The 19,875-nt window shown below is 65.0% G+C and carries 15 protein-coding genes; 5 read left to right on the top strand and 10 right to left on the bottom strand.

The window, feature by feature from the left end; all coding sequences use genetic code 11:
* Positions 1-159: 159 nt before the first annotated feature.
* Positions 160-1,134 (bottom strand): aliphatic sulfonate ABC transporter substrate-binding protein, encoded by a 975-nt coding sequence (locus QQL87_RS14840; RefSeq protein WP_284422865.1) that lies wholly within the window; start codon positions 1,132-1,134, stop codon positions 160-162.
* A 196-nt stretch (positions 1,135-1,330) separates the two neighbouring features.
* On the opposite strand from QQL87_RS14840, the gene QQL87_RS14845 reads away from it, so the two are divergent.
* From QQL87_RS14845 to QQL87_RS14860, 4 genes are all read left to right on the top strand, one after another.
* Positions 1,331-4,126, top strand: a complete 2,796-nt coding sequence (locus tag QQL87_RS14845; protein ID WP_284422866.1) for a [protein-PII] uridylyltransferase — start codon at positions 1,331-1,333, stop codon at positions 4,124-4,126.
* A gap of 107 nt (positions 4,127-4,233) precedes the next feature.
* Entirely contained in the window at positions 4,234-4,599 is a 366-nt protein-coding gene (locus tag QQL87_RS14850) for a DUF1304 domain-containing protein (RefSeq protein WP_284422867.1), read from the top strand.
* Between the two features lie 628 nt (positions 4,600-5,227).
* Positions 5,228-6,454, top strand: coding sequence for an ABC transporter substrate-binding protein (locus tag QQL87_RS14855; protein ID WP_284422059.1), 1,227 nt, complete (start codon positions 5,228-5,230; stop codon positions 6,452-6,454).
* Between the two features lie 302 nt (positions 6,455-6,756).
* On the top strand, positions 6,757-8,007 hold the full coding sequence (locus tag QQL87_RS14860) for an ABC transporter substrate-binding protein (RefSeq protein ID WP_284422060.1): 1,251 nt from the start codon (positions 6,757-6,759) through the stop codon (positions 8,005-8,007).
* Positions 8,008-8,191: 184 nt separating this feature from the next.
* Here QQL87_RS14860 and QQL87_RS14865 read toward each other — a convergent pair whose 3' ends face one another.
* The 4 genes from QQL87_RS14865 to QQL87_RS14880 all read right to left on the bottom strand — a co-directional run bounded on the left by QQL87_RS14865 (position 8,192) and on the right by QQL87_RS14880 (position 10,291).
* Complete coding sequence (locus QQL87_RS14865; RefSeq protein WP_284422061.1) at positions 8,192-8,809, bottom strand: ATP-dependent Clp protease proteolytic subunit; 618 nt, start codon at positions 8,807-8,809, stop codon at positions 8,192-8,194.
* A 42-nt stretch (positions 8,810-8,851) separates the two neighbouring features.
* Entirely contained in the window at positions 8,852-9,211 is a 360-nt protein-coding gene (locus tag QQL87_RS14870; protein ID WP_284422063.1) for an SRPBCC family protein, read from the bottom strand.
* Positions 9,208-9,522: an ArsR/SmtB family transcription factor gene (locus QQL87_RS14875; RefSeq protein ID WP_284422065.1), complete on the bottom strand. Its 315-nt coding sequence runs from the start codon at positions 9,520-9,522 to the stop codon at positions 9,208-9,210. Before QQL87_RS14875 ends, QQL87_RS14870 begins: the two co-directional genes overlap by 4 nt.
* Before the next feature lie 343 nt (positions 9,523-9,865).
* Entirely contained in the window at positions 9,866-10,291 is a 426-nt protein-coding gene (locus QQL87_RS14880) for a DUF1330 domain-containing protein (protein WP_284422067.1), read from the bottom strand.
* A 155-nt stretch (positions 10,292-10,446) separates the two neighbouring features.
* Here QQL87_RS14880 and QQL87_RS14885 point away from each other — a divergent pair, with 155 nt between their 5' ends.
* On the top strand, positions 10,447-12,663 hold the full coding sequence (locus QQL87_RS14885) for a transglycosylase domain-containing protein (RefSeq protein WP_284422068.1): 2,217 nt from the start codon (positions 10,447-10,449) through the stop codon (positions 12,661-12,663).
* Between the two features lie 51 nt (positions 12,664-12,714).
* On the opposite strand, the gene QQL87_RS14890 is transcribed toward QQL87_RS14885, so the two are convergent.
* The 5 genes from QQL87_RS14890 to QQL87_RS14910 all read right to left on the bottom strand — a co-directional run bounded on the left by QQL87_RS14890 (position 12,715) and on the right by QQL87_RS14910 (position 19,802).
* A complete protein-coding gene (locus tag QQL87_RS14890; RefSeq protein ID WP_284422069.1) occupies positions 12,715-15,393 on the bottom strand; it encodes an EAL domain-containing protein in 2,679 nt (892 codons plus the stop codon).
* Between the two features lie 307 nt (positions 15,394-15,700).
* Entirely contained in the window at positions 15,701-16,540 is an 840-nt protein-coding gene (locus tag QQL87_RS14895; protein WP_284422070.1) for a M48 family metallopeptidase, read from the bottom strand.
* A gap of 208 nt (positions 16,541-16,748) precedes the next feature.
* The gene (locus tag QQL87_RS14900; RefSeq protein WP_284422071.1) at positions 16,749-18,077 is read right to left on the bottom strand and encodes a polyhydroxyalkanoate depolymerase; all 1,329 of its coding nucleotides are present in this window, start codon (positions 18,075-18,077) and stop codon (positions 16,749-16,751) included.
* A gap of 124 nt (positions 18,078-18,201) precedes the next feature.
* On the bottom strand, positions 18,202-19,014 hold the full coding sequence (locus tag QQL87_RS14905) for an ABC transporter permease (RefSeq protein WP_284422073.1): 813 nt from the start codon (positions 19,012-19,014) through the stop codon (positions 18,202-18,204).
* On the bottom strand, positions 19,011-19,802 hold the full coding sequence (locus QQL87_RS14910; RefSeq protein WP_284422074.1) for an ABC transporter ATP-binding protein: 792 nt from the start codon (positions 19,800-19,802) through the stop codon (positions 19,011-19,013). Before QQL87_RS14910 ends, QQL87_RS14905 begins: the two co-directional genes overlap by 4 nt.
* Positions 19,803-19,875 lie beyond the last annotated feature (73 nt).

Raw genomic sequence — 19,875 nt, forward strand, 5'->3', positions numbered from 1 at the left:
CTCGAACAGCGGTGGTGGGGGGGCCCCCCCCCGGGGGGGGGGGGCCCCCCCCCCCCCGGGGGGGGGGGGGGGGGGCTTGTCCGGGACGACGCCGGTTTTTTATCGCGCTACCGGTCTCTGTCGCGCTTACGTTGGGGGCAAGCCCGAGCGTAGGCTGCCCTAATTCGTCGGCAGCGGCACCTGATCGTCGATCAGGGCATCGAGGGTCGCCTTCACGTCCACCTTGGCGTCGACCACGCCGGCCTGCTGCAAAGCGAGGCCAGCGGCCAGGATCGAGTCGCGCTGCGGCGCGCCGATGCGGCTGTGGGTCAGCTCGGTGCGCTCCTTGAGCTGCTTGTCGACGACGGTCTCCGGCAGCTTGGTCACGGTGATGAAGGTCTTCTTCAGGTCGTCGTAATTGGCCAACGCATCCTTGCGGGCGACCTCGTAGGTCGCGAGCACGCGGCGGACGATCTCCGGATTGTCCTTCAAAAACTGCTCGCGGACGTTGAGGATGCCCCAGGTGTTGGCGTCGGCCTTGCGGTAGAACAGCTTTGCGCCCTCCTCGACCTCGGCCTGCGCCATCATCGGATCGAGCCCGGCCCAGGCGTCGACGTCGCCGCGAAGCAGCGCCGCCTTGCCGTCGGCATGCTGCAGCAGCACCGGGGTGATGTCCTTGTCGGTCAGTCCGGCGCCGAGCAGCGCGCGCACCAGGAAGATGTGCGGGTCGGTCCCCCTGGTGACCGCGACGCGCTTGCCCTTCAGATCGGCCACGGAGGCGATCTTGGAGTCCTTGCCCGTCACCAGAGCGGTCCATTCGGGGCGCGAATAGACGTAGATCGATTTGATCGGGTTGCCGTTGATCCTGGCGACCAGCGCCGCGGAGCCTGCGGTGGAGCCGAAATCCAGCGAGCCGGCATTGAGGAACTCGAGCGCCTTGTTGGAGCCGGCCGATTGCACCCAGACGATGCTGATGCCGTCCTTGGCGAACTCCTTCTCCAGGAGGCCCTTCTGCTTCAGGACCAGTGACACCGGATTATAGGTCGCCCAGTCGATCCGGATTTCCTTGGGCTGCTCGGCAGCTGTTGCAATGCCGCATCCCAGTAGAAACACGGCAGCCGCCGCAGCAAATCCGCGCCTCGACAATCCACCCATCGTCAACCCTCCTGGCTTAAGAAAACATCGTTGTTGTTTCAAAGCGTTATGCCAGGGCTCAACGAGAATTGTTTTTCCTTTCGCGCGGCCGGGCCAGCACGATCATCATCCGGCATGAACCGGTGACAGCATGGATCGATTGCTGCATTGGAAGTTTCGTGACAGCACAGGCCTTGTTCGATATCCGGTTGCATCCATGGACAGCGTCACCACAGATTCGAAGACCATCTCGTTAGCCGATTTCGACAGCACCGGCATTGCGGCCGCGGTCGATGCGCTCGCCAAGCAGCACTCCGGCCGGGAGGACATGTTCCGCGCCGCCGTGGTGCAGTTCCTCAAGGCCGAGATGGTCAAGGCGCGCACGGCGGCCCAGGCGCAGCTCCTGAAGGACCGTCACGGCCGGCACTGCGCCGAGCAGCTCTGCTGGGTGCAGGATGAGATCATCCGCATCCTCTACGCCGCCGCCACCGAGCATCTCTACAAGTCGCAGGTGCCGAGCGGCGCCGAGCGCATGGCGGTGGTGGCGACCGGCGGCTATGGCCGTGGCCTGATGGCGCCGGAGTCCGACATCGACCTGCTGTTCATCCTGCCCTACAAGCAGACCGCCTGGGGCGAGCAGGTCGCCGAGGCCATCCTGTATTCGCTGTGGGACATGGGCCTGAAGGTCGGCCACGCCACCCGCTCGGTGGATGAATCGATCCGCCAGGCCCGCGGCGACATGACCATCCGCACCGCGATCCTGGAGACGCGCTACCTCGCCGGCGACCGCCCGCTCTATGACGAGCTCGTCCAGCGCTTCGACACCGAGGTCGTCCAGGGCACCGCGGCCGAATTCGTCGCTGCCAAGCTCGCCGAGCGCGAGGAGCGGCATCGCCGCGGCGGCCAGTCGCGCTACCTGGTCGAGCCCAACGTCAAGGACGGCAAGGGCGGCCTGCGCGACCTCCACACGCTGTTCTGGATCGCCAAATACGTCTACCGCGTGCGCGAGACCGCCGAGCTGGTCGAGCGCGGCGTGTTCGACGCCCATGAATACCGAACATTCCGCCGCTGTTCGGACTTCCTGTGGTCGGTGCGCTGCAACCTGCATTTCGTCAGCGGGCGGCCCGAGGAGCGGCTGTCGTTCGACCTGCAGCGCGAGATCGCGGTGCGGCTGGGCTACACCAGCCATCCCGGCCTGCAGGACGTCGAGCGCTTCATGAAGCACTACTTCCTGGTCGCCAAGCAGGTCGGCAACCTCACGGCCATCCTGTGCGCCAAGCTCGAGGACCAGCAGGCCAAGGCGGCCCCGGTTCTGAGCCGGATGATCTCCCGCCTGACCACCGGCTCGACCTGGCGGCGTGTGCCGGAGAGCGACGACTTCATCGTCGACAACAACCGCTTCAACCTCGCCGCGCCCGACGTCTTCAAGCACGATCCGGTCAATCTCATCCGCATCTTCCGGCTGGCGCAGAAGAACAACCTCGCCTTCCATCCGGACGCGATGCGCGCCGTGACTCGCTCGCTCAACCTGATCAACACCGAGCTGCGCGACGATCCCGAGGCCAACCGGCTGTTCATGGAGATCCTGACCTCCAACGACGCCGAAACGGTGCTGCGGCGGATGAACGAGACCGGCGTGCTCGGGCATTTCATCAGCGCCTTCGGCCGCATCGTGTCGATGATGCAGTTCAACATGTATCATCACTACACAGTCGACGAACACCTGATCCGTTGCATCGGCTTCCTGCAGGAGATCGAGCGCGGCGGCAACGACGAGTTCGCGCTGGCCTCCGACCTGATGCGCAAGATCCGCCCCGAGCACCGCGCCGTCATCTACATCACCGTGCTGCTGCACGACGTCGCCAAGGGCCGCCCCGAGGATCATTCGGTCGCCGGTGCCAAGATCGCGCGCCGGCTATGTCCGCGGCTCGGCTTCAACAATGCCGACACGGAGCTGATCGCCTGGCTGATCGAGGAGCATCTGACGATGTCGACAGTGGCGCAGTCGCGCGACCTGTCGGATCGCCGGACGATCGAGAAGTTCGCCGCGGTGGTACAGTCGGTCGAGCAGATGAAGCTCCTGACCATCCTGACCACTGCCGACATCCGCGGCGTCGGCCCCGGCGTCTGGAACGGCTGGAAGGCGCAGCTGCTGCGCACGCTGTATTACGAGACCGAGCCGGTGCTGACCGGCGGCTTCTCCGAGGTCAACCGCGCCAAGCGCATCACCGCGGCGCAGGCCGAGTTCCGCAACGCCTTCACGGACTGGCCCGAGGACGAGCTCAACACCTATATCGGCCGGCACTATCCGGCCTACTGGCTCAAGGTCGAGCTGCCGCGCAAGATCCGCCACGCCCGCTTCGTGCGGTCGAGCGAGGATGCCGGGCACAAGCTCGCGATCAATGTCGGCTTCGATCCGGCGCGCGGCGTCACCGAGCTGACGATCTTCGCCATGGACCATCCTTGGCTGCTGTCGATCATCGCGGGTGCCTGCGCCTCGGCCGGCGCCAACATCGTCGATGCCCAGATCTACACCACGACCGACGGCCGCGCGCTCGACACCATCGCGATCTCCCGCGAGTACGAGCGCGACGAGGACGAAGGCCGCCGCGCGACTCGCATCGGCGAGACCATCGAGCAGGTGCTGGAAGGCAAGCTGCGGCTGCCGGACGCCGTGGCGCGCCGGACGACGCGTGGCAAGCAGCACAAGGCGTTCTCGGTCGAGCCGGAAGTGACCATCAACAATCAATGGTCGGAGCTCTACACCGTGATCGAGGTCTCCGGCCTCGACCGCCCCGGCCTGCTCTATGAGCTGACGACGGCGATCTCGAAGCTGAACCTGAACATCGCCTCGGCCCATGTCGCCACCTTCGGCGAGCGCGCCCGCGACGTGTTCTACGTGACCGACCTCCTGGGCGCACAGATCAACGCGCCGACCCGGCAGGCGGCGATCAAGAGCGCGCTGCTGCACCTGCTGGCAACCGACGAGACGGCGGCGCAGCCGGCAGCATGACGGGATAAGGGGCGCGCCGGTGCGACCAGTCCGGTCGGTCGGCGGCGGATTTGAGGAAGGGACGCGGCAACACCGCCGGTCCCGGCAGGCTTGGGGGAGCCAGATCAATGGCATTGATCGCAAACATCGTCGTCGGGCTGATCGGTCTGCTTCACGTCTACATTCTCGTGCTTGAGATGTTTCTCTGGACCAAGCCTGCGGGCTTGCGGGCGTTCAACAACACGCCGGAGCGCGCGGAGCAGACCAAGGTGCTCGGCGCCAATCAGGGCCTCTACAACGGCTTCCTCGCCGCCGGCCTGTTCTGGGGCTTGGCGCATCCGGCGCCGGCCTTCGCGTTCCAGATCAAGATCTTCTTCCTGCTCTGCGTCCTGGTCGCCGGCCTCTACGGTGCAGCCACCGCGAGCCGCAAGATCCTGTTCATCCAGAGCGTGCCCGCCACGATCGGCCTGGTGCTGGTCTGGCTGGCGGGCTGAGTCGAACTGCACCTCCATCACAGGTGTCGTCCCGGGCAAGCGCGACGGCGCGAAGCGTCGGCGTGCGCCGACCCGGGACCCATAATCCCGGGCAGCGCTTGGGGCAGGATCGCCACTCCGAGTCATCGCCCCACGACCGCCTGTGGCTATGGATCCCGGCTCTGCGCCCGGCATCGCTGTCGCGACGCCAGGCTTGGCCGGGACGACACCGGAGTTTGGGGAGCCAGCTTGGCGACAAAGTCGGGTGTCGTCCCGGGCAAGCATGACGGCGCAACGCGCCGGCATGCGCCGACCCGGGACCCATAATCCCGGGCAGCGCTTGGGGCAGGATCGCCACTCCGAGTCATCGCCCCACGACCGCCTGTGGCTATGGATCCCGGCTCTGCGCCCTGACGTCGCTACGCGACGCCACGGCTTGGCCGGGACGACACCGAGTGCGAGGCGGCGGCTTCGCTCCGAACTCGATGGCGTCCCAAGCAAGCACATTGGCGCGCCCCGCCCCGCGGAACCCTCCCCGCCTAATCCCCTCGCCTTGCACTGGCCAAGCCGTTCCTCCACACTGCCCATAGCGGTGGTGCCCCGTCCGGGCAGACCAGCCGCACAACAAATCAGGAGGAACGCTCAACCCATGCGACAGGGAATTTTCCATCTCGCGGGAGCGGCCGCGTTGGCCGTCACCCTCTCCGTCACGTCAGCCTCGGCCCAGAAGAAGTACGATCCCGGCGCGTCCGACACCGAGATCAAGATCGGCCAGACCGTGCCGTTCTCGGGTCCCGCCTCGGCCTATGCCTCGATCGGCAAGACCCAGGCCGCCTATTTCAACATGGTCAACGAGCAGGGCGGCATCAATGGCCGCAAGATCAAGCTGATCCAGTATGACGACGCCTATTCCCCGCCCAAGGCGGTCGAACAGGTGCGCAAGCTGGTCGAGGACGACGAGGTGCTGCTGACCTTCCAGATCGTCGGCACGCCGTCCAACGCCGCGGTCCAGAAATATCTCAATTCCAAGAAGGTGCCGCAGCTGTTCGCCGCCACAGGCGCCACCAAGTTCACCGATCCGAAGAACTTCCCTTGGACCATGGGATACAATCCCAACTACTTCACCGAGGGCCGCATCTATGGCCAGTACATTCTGAAGGAGTATCCGAACGCCAAGATCGGCGTGCTCTATCAGAACGACGATCTCGGCAAGGACTATCTCAACGGCATCAAGGCCGGCCTCGGCGACAAGGCTGCGACCATGATCGTGGCCGATGCCTCCTACGAGGTCTCCGACCCGACCATCGATTCGCAGATCCTCAAGATCAAGTCGGCCGGCACGGACCTGCTGTTCTCGGCGGCGACGCCGAAACAGGCCGCACAGGCGATCAAGAAGCTGCATGAGCTCGACTGGCACCCCACGCACATCGTCGACATCAACGCGACGTCGGTTGGCGCCGTGCTGCAGCCGGCCGGCCTCGAAGCCTCGAAGGGTTTGATCTCGGTCAACTACGGCAAGGATCCGCTCGATCCGACCTGGAAGGACGATGCCGGACTGAAGCGCTATTTCGACTTCATGGCCAAGTATTATCCGGAAGGCGACAAGAACTCGAACTTCAACACCTATGGCTACGGCAACGCAGAGCTGCTGGTGACGATCCTGCGGATGTGCGGCGACAACCTCACGCGCGAGAACGTCATGAAGCAGGCGACGTCGCTGAAGGACGTCGTCGGCGACCTGTCGCTGCCGGGCATGAAGATCAACACCTCGCCGACCGACTATCGCGTCAACAAGCAGCTGCAAATGATGAAGTTCAACGGCGATCGCTGGGAGCTGTTCGGCCCGATCCTAGAGGACAAGGGCCCGGCGGGCTAGCACCGATCTCTCGTCATTCCGGGGCAGCCCGACAGGGCTGAACCCGGAATCCATCTCACGACCGGAAATGAGGCCAAATGGATTCCGGGCTCGCGCTTCGCGCGCCCCGGAATGACGCCTGAGGCAAACGGTAAGGGGCTGCGCGAAGGCGCAGCCCTTTTGCGTTGCGGCACGGATTGCGCCCGTTCGTCGCTGCGTGAATCCGTTGCGTTGGCGACTTGCTTCCTCCACACTCGCGTGCAGCGATGGCGACATAACAACCAACAAGGACCATCGTACACATCACGGGAGGGAGGACTCACATGAAAAGGTCACTGCTCGGTCTCGTCGGCAGCAAAACACGTGTCATGGCGCTTGCTGCGTCACTTGCCATCGCGCTTTCCAGTTCATCAGCCTACGCCCAGAAGAAATACGACACCGGCGCCACCGACACCGAGATCAAGATCGGCCAGACCGTGCCGTTCTCCGGTCCGGCCTCGGCCTATGCCGGCATCGGCAAGACCCAGGCCGCTTACTTGCGGATGATCAACGAGAAGGGCGGCATCAACGGGCGCAAGCTCAATCTGATCCAGTATGACGACGCCTATTCGCCGCCGAAGGCGGTCGAGCAGGTGCGCAAGCTGGTCGAAGGCGACGAGGTGCTGTTCACCTTCCAGATCATCGGCACCCCATCCAACGCCGCCGTGCAGAAATATCTCAACGGCAAGAAGGTGCCGCAGCTCTTGGCCTCGACTGGCGCCTCGCGCTTCACCGACCCGCAGAATTTCCCATGGACGATCGCCTACAATCCGAACTACCAGTCGGAGGGGCGCATCTACGCCAAATACATTCTCGCCAACCATCCCAACGCCAAGATCGGCATCCTCTACCAGAACGATGATCTCGGCCGCGACTATATCGCCGGCCTGCGCAGCGGGCTCGGCGCCAAGGCCGATGCGATGATCGTCTCGGAGGCGTCCTACGAGCTGTCCGATCCGACCGTGGACTCGCAGATCGTCAAGCTGAAGTCCTCCGGCGCCGACCTGCTCTACAACGCCTCGACGCCGAAATTCGCGGCGCAGGCGATCAAGAAGCTCGCCGATCTCGGCTGGAAGCCGGTGCACATCCTCGACATCAATGCCAGCCCGGTGTCCGCAACCTTGAAGCCGGCCGGGCTCGACATCTCCAAGGACATCATCAGCACCAATTACGGCAAGGACCCGGCCGACCCGCAATGGAAGGACGATCCGGGCGTGAAGGCCTATTTCGACTTCATGGACAAATATTATCCGGAAGGCGACAAGCTCAACACCGTCAACACCTACGGCTATTCGACCGCGGAGCTGCTGGTGCAGATCCTGCGCCAGTGCGGCGACGACCTGACCCGCGAGAACATCATGCGCCAGGCCGCCGGCATCAAGGCCTACGTCCCGAGCCTTGCGCTGCCCGGCCTCTCGATCAACACCTCGCCGACCGACTTCCGCATCAACAAGCAGATGCAGATGATGAAGTTCAACGGCGAACGCTGGGAGCTGTTCGGCCCGATCATCGAGGACACGGGGGCGGCGGGGTAGGCCGGGCTGCTTGAGGCCAAGCTGCTTCTGCACACACCATCGTCATGCCCGGGCTTGTCCCGGGCATCCACGTCGCTCTCGGGATGCCGAACGACGTGGATGGCCGGGACAGGCCCGGCCATGACGGCTTGGCGTGAGACACGCGCAAAAACTCAGACATTCGAATGCGGTGACCGGCAGACGGTCAGTCGCTACTCACGCTGCCCAGATCTCTCTGCTTCACGACCCGGTCGATCAGGCCCCATTCCAGCGCCTCGTCCGCCGTCATGAAGTGATCGCGGTCGAGCGTCCGTTCGACATCTTCATAGCTGCGCCCGCAATGTTCGGCATAAAGCCGGATCATGCGGCGCTTGGTCTGCTCCATCTCTTTGGCGTGGATCATGATGTCGGACGCCTGGCCCTGAAAACCACCGAGCGGTTGGTGGACATGGAGGCTCGCATTGGGCAGCGCTGTCCGCTCGCCCGGCTCGCCCGCCATCAGGAGAAACGACCCCATCGACCGCGCCGTTCCCATGCACAGCGTATGCACCGGCGCTTTGACGAATTGCATCGTATCGTACATCGCGAGCCCGCTGGTGACGACGCCGCCGGGTGAATTGATATAGAGATGGATCGGCCGTTTCGGATTGTCCGCCTCGAGGAACAGCAGTTGCGCGCAGACCAGAGCGGACACGGTGTCGTTGACCTCGCCGTTGAGGAACACGATGCGCTCACGCAGCAGCCGTGAATAGATGTCGAAGGATCGTTCTCCCCGACTGGATTGCTCGATGACCATAGGGACGAGTTGCATCGTGTCGCGCATGCGCGAGCTCCCGGTTCAGTGAGTTGGCGGTGAGTTGAAGCGTCAGGCCGCGCGCATGAGGCTGCGCGTGTTGCTGTTCGCCGCCGATGGCGAATGCCGTATGAGTTTCGTGGCGGCCAGTCCGTGAATGATCCGCAGCCGCGTGCCGCCTCCGGCATTGGGCATGACCTGGAACGTCACGATGCTTTCGAGGTAGGGCGGTTCGTCGTCGCGCATCCGATAGCGGACCTCTTCGCCTGAGATCGACGAGATGGGCGCGGCATCGGCCAGATCGCCGCGCGGCAGCCAGCTGTCCCGCAGCTCGGGAATGTTGATGGCGCGCCAGACCTTCTCCGGCGGCGCCTCGAGGTCGTAGTCGAGAACGAGCTCTTCGCCCTGCTGAGCAGCCTTGGTGTCGGTCATTGGTCCATGTCCTTCAGCAGGGTTTTCAACGCATCGACACGTGACGGCCAGTAGGCGCGATATTTCGTCAGCCAGCGAGCGATCAGCGCCAAGCCCTTGGGATCGACCTCGTAGTTGACGAAACGGCCCTGGCGCTCTTCCCGCACCAGCCCGGCATTGCGCAGCACCGCGAGGTGCTGCGACATCGCCGGCTGGCTGATCGCCATGCCATCGCGCAGGGCGCTGGCATTCATGCGGCCAGCCGCCAGCTTCTCGAAGATCACGTAGCGCGTCGGATCGGCCAGCGCCTTGAAGATGTCACTCTCGATCATGACAACACATAAGCATAAACTTATGTGACGTGCAAGCAAGCATTGCGCGGGCGGCAGCTGTCCTTTCGATGCTTGGGTCCGGCCGCAATGCCGCTCCACAACCGGTGTCGTCCCTGCGAACGCAGGGACCCATAACCCCGGGCGCGGCTTAGGGCACGACAGGTCCAACATGCGACCTGCCTCAAGATGGATCACGCGGTATGGGTCCCGGATCTGCGCCCGCTGACGCGTTGCGTCGGCGGGCTTGTCCGGGACGACAGCTTTGGATGATCGCCAGCTTCGCGGCCAGTTCTCGAAGACGTGTTTGCTGCGCAGGCGACTCGTCACCTCGCGCGCAGGATGATCACTCCGGCACCTCGCCAAAATTCTTCCCTACCGGCAGCACCGCGTGACGGATCAGCCGCGAATCCTCCACCGCCGCCTGCCGATGCTTCACGGCTTCCCGATAGACCGGATCGCGGATCATCTCGACGAACGCCTGCACGCTCGGATATTCGGCGATGAAGCAGTGGTCCCAGCGCTCCTCCTGCGGGCCGATCAGCATCAGCTCGAAGCGGCCCTGCCAGACGATGCGGCCGCCGAGGCGCTCGAACACCGGGCCGCTGTCGCGGCCATAGGCCGCATAGGCTTCGGCGCCGCTGACCTTTCGCCCGTCCGGATAGGCGGCCTCCTTGCGCAGCCGGACCAGGTTCAGCATGTGGATCGGACCGGGACGATCGTTCGCCCGGAACTGCGCGAACACCTCCTTGGTCGGGTCGATATGGCCCATGAGCTCCCTCGCCTCTTCGTTGTTTACCTCCGCTTAACCATAACGCGGCGTTAGCGGCGCGAAACTCCTAATCGCGCGTTAAGCTTTTCCTAACTGGCCCTTAAACTCCGCCCACTACCGTGGTTGGACGGCGGGGTCGCGGGCTCGGGTTGCGTATGGCGCGGGGACGGAAACAGGGCGGCGGACGCAAGGAGCCGCGATTCGGCCTTGCGGCTGCGATGGCCGATCTGCGCCTCGATCCAAAGGACCGCATTCCGGCCGGCGAGGACGCGCCGAAGAAATCAGCCAGGAAAAAGCCGGTCGAGTTCGACGACGACGATGAGGCGCCGGCGCGTGAGCCCAAATCAGCTCCGCCCAAGGCCGCTCCGCCCAAGCCGAAGCCTGCCCGCAGCAAGTCACGCTGGGGCATGTCCATTGGCCGCATGTTCTACTGGGCGCTGGTGTGCGGCCTGTGGGGCGTGATCGCGCTGGTCGGCGTCGTGATCTGGGCCGGTGCGCATCTGCCGCCGATCCAGTCGCTGGAGATTCCGAAGCGGCCGCCGACCATCGAGATCGTCGGCTTCGACGGCAGCATGCTGGCGCAGCGCGGCGAGATGGCCGGCGCCAACGTCGCGCTGAAGGATCTGCCGCCCTATCTGCCGAAAGCCTTCATCGCCATCGAGGATCGCCGCTTCTACCAGCATTTCGGCATCGATCCGATCGGCATTGCCCGCGCCGTGGTCGCCAACATCCTGCATCGTGGCGTGTCGCAGGGCGGCTCGACCCTGACGCAGCAGCTCGCCAAGAACCTGTTCCTGACCCAGGAGCGCACGCTCGCCCGCAAGCTCCAGGAGGCCGAGCTGGCGCTGTGGCTGGAGCGCAAATACTCCAAGCGCGACATTCTCGAGCTGTATCTGAATCGGGTCTATTTCGGCTCCGGTGCCTATGGCGTCGAGGCGGCTGCGCAGCGCTATTTCGGCAAGTCGGCGCGGCAAGTGACGGTCGGCGAGGCGGCGATGCTCGCGGGCCTCGTGAAATCGCCGTCGCGGCTGGCGCCGAACCGCAACCCGGAAGGCGCGGCCAAGCGCGCGCAGACCGTGCTCGCGGCCATGGCCGAGGCCAAGTTCATCAGCGACGCCCAGGCGCAGGCGCAGATCGCGCATCCCTCCGTGGCGGTGAAGCCCGCCGGCGCCGGCACCGTGAACTACGTCGCCGACTGGATCGGCGAGGTGCTCGACGATCTGGTCGGCCAGGTCGAGGAGTCGATCGTGGTCGAGACCACGATCGATCCGAAGCTGCAGAGCGTGGCGGAGGCCGCCATCATCGACGAGCTTGCCGCCAAGAGCGTGAAGTTCAACGTCAGCCAGGGCGCGCTGGTGGCAATGACCCCGGATGGCGCCGTGCGCGCCATGGTCGGCGGCCGCAACTATGCCGACAGCCAGTTCAACCGCGCCGTCACCGCCAAGCGTCAGCCGGGCTCGGCGTTCAAGCCGTTCGTCTATCTCACCGCGATCGAGCAGGGCCTGACGCCCGACACCGTCCGCCAGGACGCGCCGCTCGACCTGAAAGGCTGGAAGCCCGAGAACTACACCCGCGAATATTTCGGCGCGGTGACGCTGACGCAGGCGCTGGCGATGTCGCTGAACACGGTCGCCGTGCGCGTCGGCCTCGAGGTCGGACCGAAAAACGTGGTGCGCACCGCGCACCGCCTCGGCATCGCCTCCAGGCTCGATCCCAATCCGTCGATCGCGCTCGGCACCTCCGAAGTGTCGATGATCGAGCTGGTCGGCGCCTATGCACCGTTCTCCAATGGCGGCGTCAGCGTCTCGCCGCATGTGGTGACGCGGATCAAGACACTCGACGGCAAGCTGCTCTATATGCGCCAGGCCGAGCAGCCGGCGCAGGTGATCGAGCCGCGCAACGCGGCGATGATGAACCAGATGATGCAGGAGACGCTGATCTCCGGCACCGCCAAGAAGGCGGAGATCCCCGGCTGGGTCGCCGCCGGCAAGACCGGCACCAGCCAGGATTTCCGTGACGCCTGGTTCATCGGCTACACCGCGCATCTCGTCACCGGCGTCTGGCTCGGCAATGACGACAATTCGCCGACCAGGAAGGCGACCGGCGGCGGACTGCCGGTCGAGGTCTGGACCCGCTTCATGCGATCGGCACATCAGGGCGTGCCGGTGGCGGCGCTGCCGAATGCGCAAGGCTCGGGCCTGGTGCCGACCCTGGCGCAGATCGCCTCACAGATCACGGCGCCGTCGGCGCCTGCCTCGAATCCTGCCACCACCGCGCGCGCCGCTCAGCCGAGCCGCAGCAACGCGCGCCCGGAAGCCGCCGCCGGTCTCGACGGCTGGCTGGTGGACCGATTGTTCGGCGGTCAGCGCTGAGATTGTGGAGATGAAGGTGAGGCGCGCATCCGCGACAGGATGCGCGCGCGATCAGCTGGCGGCCGCAGCGATGGGAGGCGTGCCCGGCAGGGCGGCCGTCGCACCGGACGCCTTCGCCAGCTTGCGTCCGACCTGCCGCAGCATCAGGCTCGCCCGGAGCGCGCTGTAGTCGAGCAGCCAGCGGCTGAAGGCGGAGGCGGCCATCGGGCGCGCGAACAGGAAGCCCTGCATCGCGTCGCAGCCGAGCTCGGCCAGCAGCTTGCGCTGCGGCTCGGTCTCGACACCTTCGGCGACGACGGCGACATCGAGGCTCTGGCCGACCCTGACGACGGCGGTCACGATCGCCCGCGTGCCGCGGTTGTTCTCGAGATCCCGCATGAAGCTGCGGTCGATCTTGAGCTCGTGGATCGGCAGCTGGGCCAGGCGGCTGAGGCTGGAATAGCCGGTGCCGAAATCGTCCAGCGACAGGCCGACGCCCATGTTGCGCAGCTCGCTCATGGTGGCGATCACGGTGGCGCGCTCGTTGAGGATCACGCCCTCGGTGATCTCCAGCATCAGCATCTTCGCCGGCAGATCGTTGGCGGCCAGGATCTGGGCCACCACCGCCGCCAGATTGACGTTCTGGAAGTTGATCGGCGACAGGTTCACCGAGATGCAGGGGATGTCGAGACCGGCGCGGCGCCACGACGCCATCTGCTGGCAGGCGGTCTTGATCGTCCACACGCCGATCTGCTCGATCAGGCCGCATTCCTCGGCAAGCGGGATGAATTTCGACGGCGACACCTCGCCCAGCACCGGATCGTGCCAGCGCGCCAGCGCCTCGACGCCGTGGATGGCGCCGTCCTTGGTGCGGATCTGCGGCTGGTAATGCAGCGTCAGGGCCTCGCTGGCGATGGCCTCGCGCAGCGCGGTGGAATGCATCAGCCGCTCTTCGGCGAGCTTGTCGATATCGGCGCTGAAGAAGCGATAGGTGGCGCGCCCGGCCCGCTTGGCCTTGTACATCGCCCCATCGGCCTGCTTGATCAGGGTCTCGATGTCCTTGGCATTGTCCGGATAGAGGCTGAGCCCCATGCTCGCGGACATCGGCACCTGCCGCTTGCCGATCGTCAGCGGCATCGCCAGCGCGGCCGTGATCCGCGCCGCCGCCAGCGAGGTCTCGAGGGGATCGCGATTCTGCAGCACGATCACGAACTCGTCGCCGCCGAGCCGCCCCAGCATGTCGCCGGGACGAATCTGGGCCCGCAGCCGGTTGGCAAAGGCGACCAGGAACTCGTCGCCGGCCGCATGGCCCAGCGTGTCGTTGACGTCCTTGAAATTGTCGGCGTCGAGGAAGGCGACGGCGAGATGGCTGCCCTCCGGACACGCCTTGATGGCCTCGGCAATCATCGAGGGGATGCGGGCGCGGTTCGGCAGGCCCGTCAGCATGTCGTGATAGGCGACCTGCGAGATCGTCGAGCGGACCTCCTGGCGCTCGATGGCGAGCGCACCGAGCTGAACGCAGGCGGCGACGATCTGCTCGTGCCACGCGCTGGGGGCACGACATTCGCGGAAGTAGAAGGCGAAGGTGCCGATGACGCGACCGTCCTTGCCCTTGATCGGGGTCGACCAGCAGGCGCGCAGGCCGGCGCCGAGCGGGCCGGCCTTGTAGGGCTGCCAGCGCGGGTCGGTATCGAGATCGCGGGACAGCACTGGCTCGCACAGATAGGCCGCGGTGCCGCAGGACCCGACGTCGGGCCCGATCGCGACGCCGTCCAGGGCGGCGGAATAGGCCGGCGGCAGGCTGGGCCCGCCGAGCGGATGAATGCGTCCGTCGGAATCGACATGCAGGATCGAGCAGACCACGTCCGGCGCCAGCTCCTCGACCCGGCGGCACATCTGATCGGCAATTGTCGTGATCGGCAGATCGGACGCCAGCGACGACATGATCAGCTGCTGCAGCGAGCGCAGTTGCTTAGTCTCCCGGATGTCGCTGAGCAGGCCGACCAGATGCCTGATCTTGCCCCGCTGATTGCGGTGCGCCTTGACGTGGGCCGTGGTCCAGATCTCGCAGCCCGCCTTGTCATAGATCAGGACGTCTTCCTCGACGCCCCGCTCGTCCTCGAGGCATTGCTTCAGGCGCTCGACCGTTCCGGGATCGGTGCAGGGCCCGATCAGGAGTTTGTCGACCTGCCGTCCACGCGCCTCCTCGGAGGAATATCCGAAGGTGCTCGCGAAGGCCGCATTGGTGTAGAGGATGTTCAACTCTTGATCGGTCACGATCACGGCGCGGTTGCTCCGGTCGGCCACCGACGTCAACAGCGCGTTGCGCTCGCGCAGGTCGTTCTCGGCGGTGACGTCGCGCATCAGCAGCATCGTGCAGACCGGCGCGTGGCCGGGCGGCAGCGCCTGCAGGGAGAGACGGATCCGAGTCCGCGTGCCTTGCCCGAGACGGAGCGTCAGTTCGCGGTCCGGTTCGGCCTCGCCGGCTTTGCCTGGCTCGTGCGGCGTGGCCGCGACCTCGCTAGGCTCGTCGCCTGGTGCCGCCGGAACGAGATCCGCCGGCAGGCCGAGGCTTTCGAGATCCGCACCGATCAGCGCGGCCGGATCACGCTGCAGCAGGGCCGAGGCGGCCCGGTTGGCGTAATGGACACGGCCATTCGCGTCGATGAGGAGAATCGCGTCGGAGGCACGGTCAAGTGCAGCCGAGAGCAGTTGCGCGGATGCGGCCGGTTGGAACTCGCTTGCAAGCATCGTTCGATTCAAGGCGCCCTGCTCGTTTCGGGAGAAACGATCTGCGCTCTGGTTGCAGCGAACGACCCGGCGCTCTGCAGGGACGTCACCTTGGGTTGATTGCGGTAAATCTGGCGAGCCCGGCGTTACGGCCACGTTAAAGCGCCGTCGAATTGGGCGATATCCTCTGGTTGCGCGCGGTAAAGCTTAAGAATTCGATAGCCGCGCGCAGCAGGTTGCCGAAGTCATCGCGCACACGCGGCGAGGGACGCAAAAAAATGGCCCGGACCAAAAGGCCGGGCCATTGCGACATCCAACGCGCGACGGCTCAATCGTCCACGCCATAGCGATGCAGATCGTTGCCACAGGTGTCGAGCCACTTCTTGGCGCGCTCGACCGAGGAGCAGATCTTGCCGCAGACCTTCCAGAACCGCGGCGAGTGATTCATCTCGATCAGATGCGCGACCTCGTGCGCCGCGAGATAGTCGAGCACGAAGGCCGGCGCCAGGATCAGGCGCCACGAGAACGACAGCGAGCCAGCCGACGTGCACGAGCCCCAGCGGCTCGACTGGTCGCGGATCGACAGCCGCTTCACCTTGACGCCGAGCTGCTCGGCATAGGCGTCCGACGCCTTCTGCAGGTCACGGCGTGCCTCGCGCTTGAGGAAGTCGAGCACGCGGCGCTCGGTGTGCTCGATCCCGCCGGCCACGCACAGGATCTTCTCGCCGCTGTCGCGCGTCTCGGTCCACACCGTGCCGCGCTCGCCGGTGCGATGCACGATCTTGTGCGGCACACCGCGCAGCGGCACGATTGTGCCTGGCATGAACGGCGCCGCCTTCGGAAGACGGCCGAGACGGGCCGCGATCCACGCGCCATGACGCTGTGCGAAGTCCTTGGCCTCGATGATGGTGCCGCGCGGAGGCATCGTCAGGATCGCTTCGCGATCTGACGGATGAATTCTCAGGGTATAACGTCGCGCACGACGGTGACGCCGCAATCTAATCGAGTAGATTTGCGAGCCGTGCTTGACGAGAAGACGCGAGGGTTCGGCGGGCCGCCGATAGAGTAGCGCGCGAGTGGCCATTGCTGTCAGTCCGGGAGGGAAGAACTCGCCCGGATTCTGCCATATCCGCCGCCAGGGAAAGCGCTCGGCGCAAAAACAAATCATTTGCCCAACATACAGGGGTTCGGAGGGTTCCGCACCCTAGGCGTTGGGGCTCCAGCTTCGCTCAAGCAGCGAATCCAGAATCAGAAGCATCGCTCAAGCAGCGACGCCACATTCACTGCTTGAGTCACTCCGGAATTCCGGTTTCCGACGTCCCTTCAAAGAGTTACCGCGCACCCGGATTCGGATGCGCGATGAACCGTGTTTTCGCTCATTCAGCCGCAATGGCGAGCAGCGACTTCGGATCGGCTGCCGACAGCATGAAATCGTTGATGCGTGGCACGATCTCCGACTTGAATCGCGAACCGTTGAACACGCCGTAATGACCGACGCCGGGTTGCACGTAGTGAACCCGGCGATGATCCGGGATCGACGAGCACAGTCCATGCGTCGCTTCGGTCTGGCCGAGACCGGAGATGTCGTCCTTCTCACCTTCAACCGTCATCAACGCGACGCGCGTGACCTTCGACGGATCGACCAACACGCCGCGATGCGTCATCTCGCCCTTCGGCAGCGCGTGCTTGATGAACACCGTCTCCACCGTCTGCAAATAATATTCCGCAGCCAGATCCATGACGGCCAGATACTCGTCGTAGAAGTCGCGATGCTTGTCGACCTGGTCGCCGTCGCCCTTCACGAGATTGGCGAACAGCGCCTTGTGGGCGTCGACATGGCGGTCAAGGTTCATGCTGATGAATCCGTTCAGCTGCAGAAAGCCCGGATAGACGTCGCGCATGACGCCGGGATGCGGGAACGGCACCTTGGTGATGACGTGGTTGCGGAACCAGTCGATGCCGCGTTCCTGGGCGAGATTGTTCACGCCGGTCGGATTGCGGCGGGTATCGATCGGCCCGCCCATCAGGGTCATCGAGATTGGTGCGAATGGATCGCGATCCGCCTCCATCACCGAGACCGCGGCGAGCACCGGCACCGCCGGCTGGCACACCGCCATGACATGCATGTTGGTGCCGAGGAAGCGCAGCGCCTCGATGACGTAATCAATGTAGTCGTCGAGATCGAAGCGGCCTTCGGCCAGCGGCACCATGCGGGCATCGGCCCAGTCGGTGATGTAGACCTCGTGGGTCGGCAGGAACGCCTCGACCGTGCCGCGCAGCAAGGTCGCGTAATGGCCGGACATCGGCGCCACGATCAGCAGCCGCGGCTGCGGGCTGCGCAGCGGGCGGATGTGCTTGCGGTCGAAATGGAGCAGCCGGCAAAACGGCTTTTCCCAGATGACGCGAACCTCGACCGGGGTCCTGACACCGTTGACCTCGGTCTCGTCGAGCCCCCATTCGGGCTTGCCGTAGCGGCGCGTGGTGCGCTCGAACAGCTCGCAGGCCGCTGCGATCGACTTGCCCATCTCGGTGTGCGCCCAGGGATTGAGCGGGTTCTGAAACAGGATCTTGGTGGCATCCGTGACAGCGCGCGCCGGATTGAGCGAGGCATGCGCCATTTCGTACATCCAGTACATCGGCGTCGTCAGGACAGGACTGCCTTCCGTCGCCAGGGGCGGTGCACCGCCAAACTCACCTATCGGCATTCTCGTTCAACCCTCTCTGCAACGCAGCATACTGCCGAATGCGTAATTAAGCGTCAATGCGGTGTTGTACGAGTTGGTGCCCTAAAGCGGCGAAAAGAGCCCGAAAATCCACGGGAAAAACGTATCATTCGCCGGAGGACAGCAGCGAGCCGGCGCGGCGCGCGCTGCGCAAAAGGGCAATGAATGCCGCAAACGACGCCAATAGCAGGGCGGCATTGAGCCCGAGCGCGGTCAGCATCAGGTCCGACCGGAAGACGTGATCGGTCAACAGCGCGCGCATGCCCTCGAATACGTAGGTCGGCGGCAGCGACCAGGCGACCAGCTGCAGCCAGTGCGGCAGCACCTGCACGGGGTAGTACACGCAGGCCAGCGGCATCAGCGCGAACATCAGGGTCCAGACGATGCTCTCGGCCCCGAGCCCGTTGCGCAGCACGAGGCCCGACACGAAGATGCCGACCGCCCAGGAGGTGAAGATCAGGTTGCAGAAGAATGCAATCAGCGGCAGGCCGAGGCTGTAGAAGTTGAAATCGAAGAACCACACCGCGATCAGGGTCATCGGGATGATGCCGATCGCCAGCCGGACCAGGCTCATCGCCATCAGCGACAGCAGGAATTCCAGCGGCGTCAGCGGGCTCATCATCAGATTGCCGATGTTGCGCGCCCACATCTCCTCCAGGAAGGAGATCGAGAAGCCGAGCTGGCCGCGGAACAGGATGTCCCACAGGATCACGGCGCCGATCAGCGTGCCGCCGGCGCGGGCGAAGAAGCCGGCATTGCTGGTGATGTAGGTCTGCAGGAAGCCCCAGGTGATGATCTGCAGCGTCGGCCAGTACATCAGCTCCAGCAGCCGCGGCCAGGACGACAGCAGGAGATACCAGTAGCGCAGGATCATCGCACCGATGCGGTGCGGGGCGATGTGCAAGGAGACATCGTTCATTGTGCCGCCTCCCGGTCGCGGCCGCGGGCGACGTCGAGGAAGACCTCCTCGAGCGTCGCGCGGTTGTAGCGCGCCATGATCTGCGCCGGACTGTCGTCGTCCTCGATGCGGCCGCGCTTCATGATGATGACGCGGTCACAGAGACGCTCGACCTCGAGCATGTTGTGCGAGGCGAGCAGGACGGTGGCGCCGCGGCGCTCGCGATAACGCTCGAGATGGCCGCGCACCCAGTCGGCGGTGTCGGGATCGAGCGAGGCGGTCGGCTCGTCCAGCAGCAGGAGCTCGGGATCGTTGATCAGCGCCTTGGCCAGCGCCACCCGCGTCTTCTGCCCGGCGGAGAGCTTGCCGTTGGCGCGATCGATGAAGTCGGTCAGGTCGAGCTGCGCGGCGAGCTCGGCGATCCGTTCCTTGAGATGGTCGACGGCATAGAGCCGGCCGAAGATGGTGAGGTTCTGCCGCACCGTGAGCCGCATCGGCATATCGACATAAGGGCTCTCGAAATTCATCCGCCCGAGCACATCAGCGGCTTCATCGGGCATCCTGTGGCCGAGCACCTGGACCTCGCCCGAGGTCGGCTGCACCAGGCCCATGATCATGGCGATCGTGGTGGTCTTGCCGGCGCCATTGCCGCCGAGCAGCCCGGTGATGCTGCCGCGGCGGATCGCAAACGAGATGCCGTCGACCGCCGTGGCCGTCTTGTACACCTTGGTCAGCCGCGACACGGCAATCGCCGGCGAACTTGCGCCGGGATCGGATGCTGGGATCGGAACTGCGTCATCTTGCGTCATGGGAGGGGTTCATTGAGGCATTGTGCGGTAAATCGCAACAGGCCACCAACGACCGGCCCGATTTGTCGCCGCA

Origin of the sequence: Bradyrhizobium sp. SSBR45G (assembly GCF_030159255.1) — a bacterium.
Taxonomy (GTDB): Bacteria; Pseudomonadota; Alphaproteobacteria; order Rhizobiales; family Xanthobacteraceae; genus Bradyrhizobium.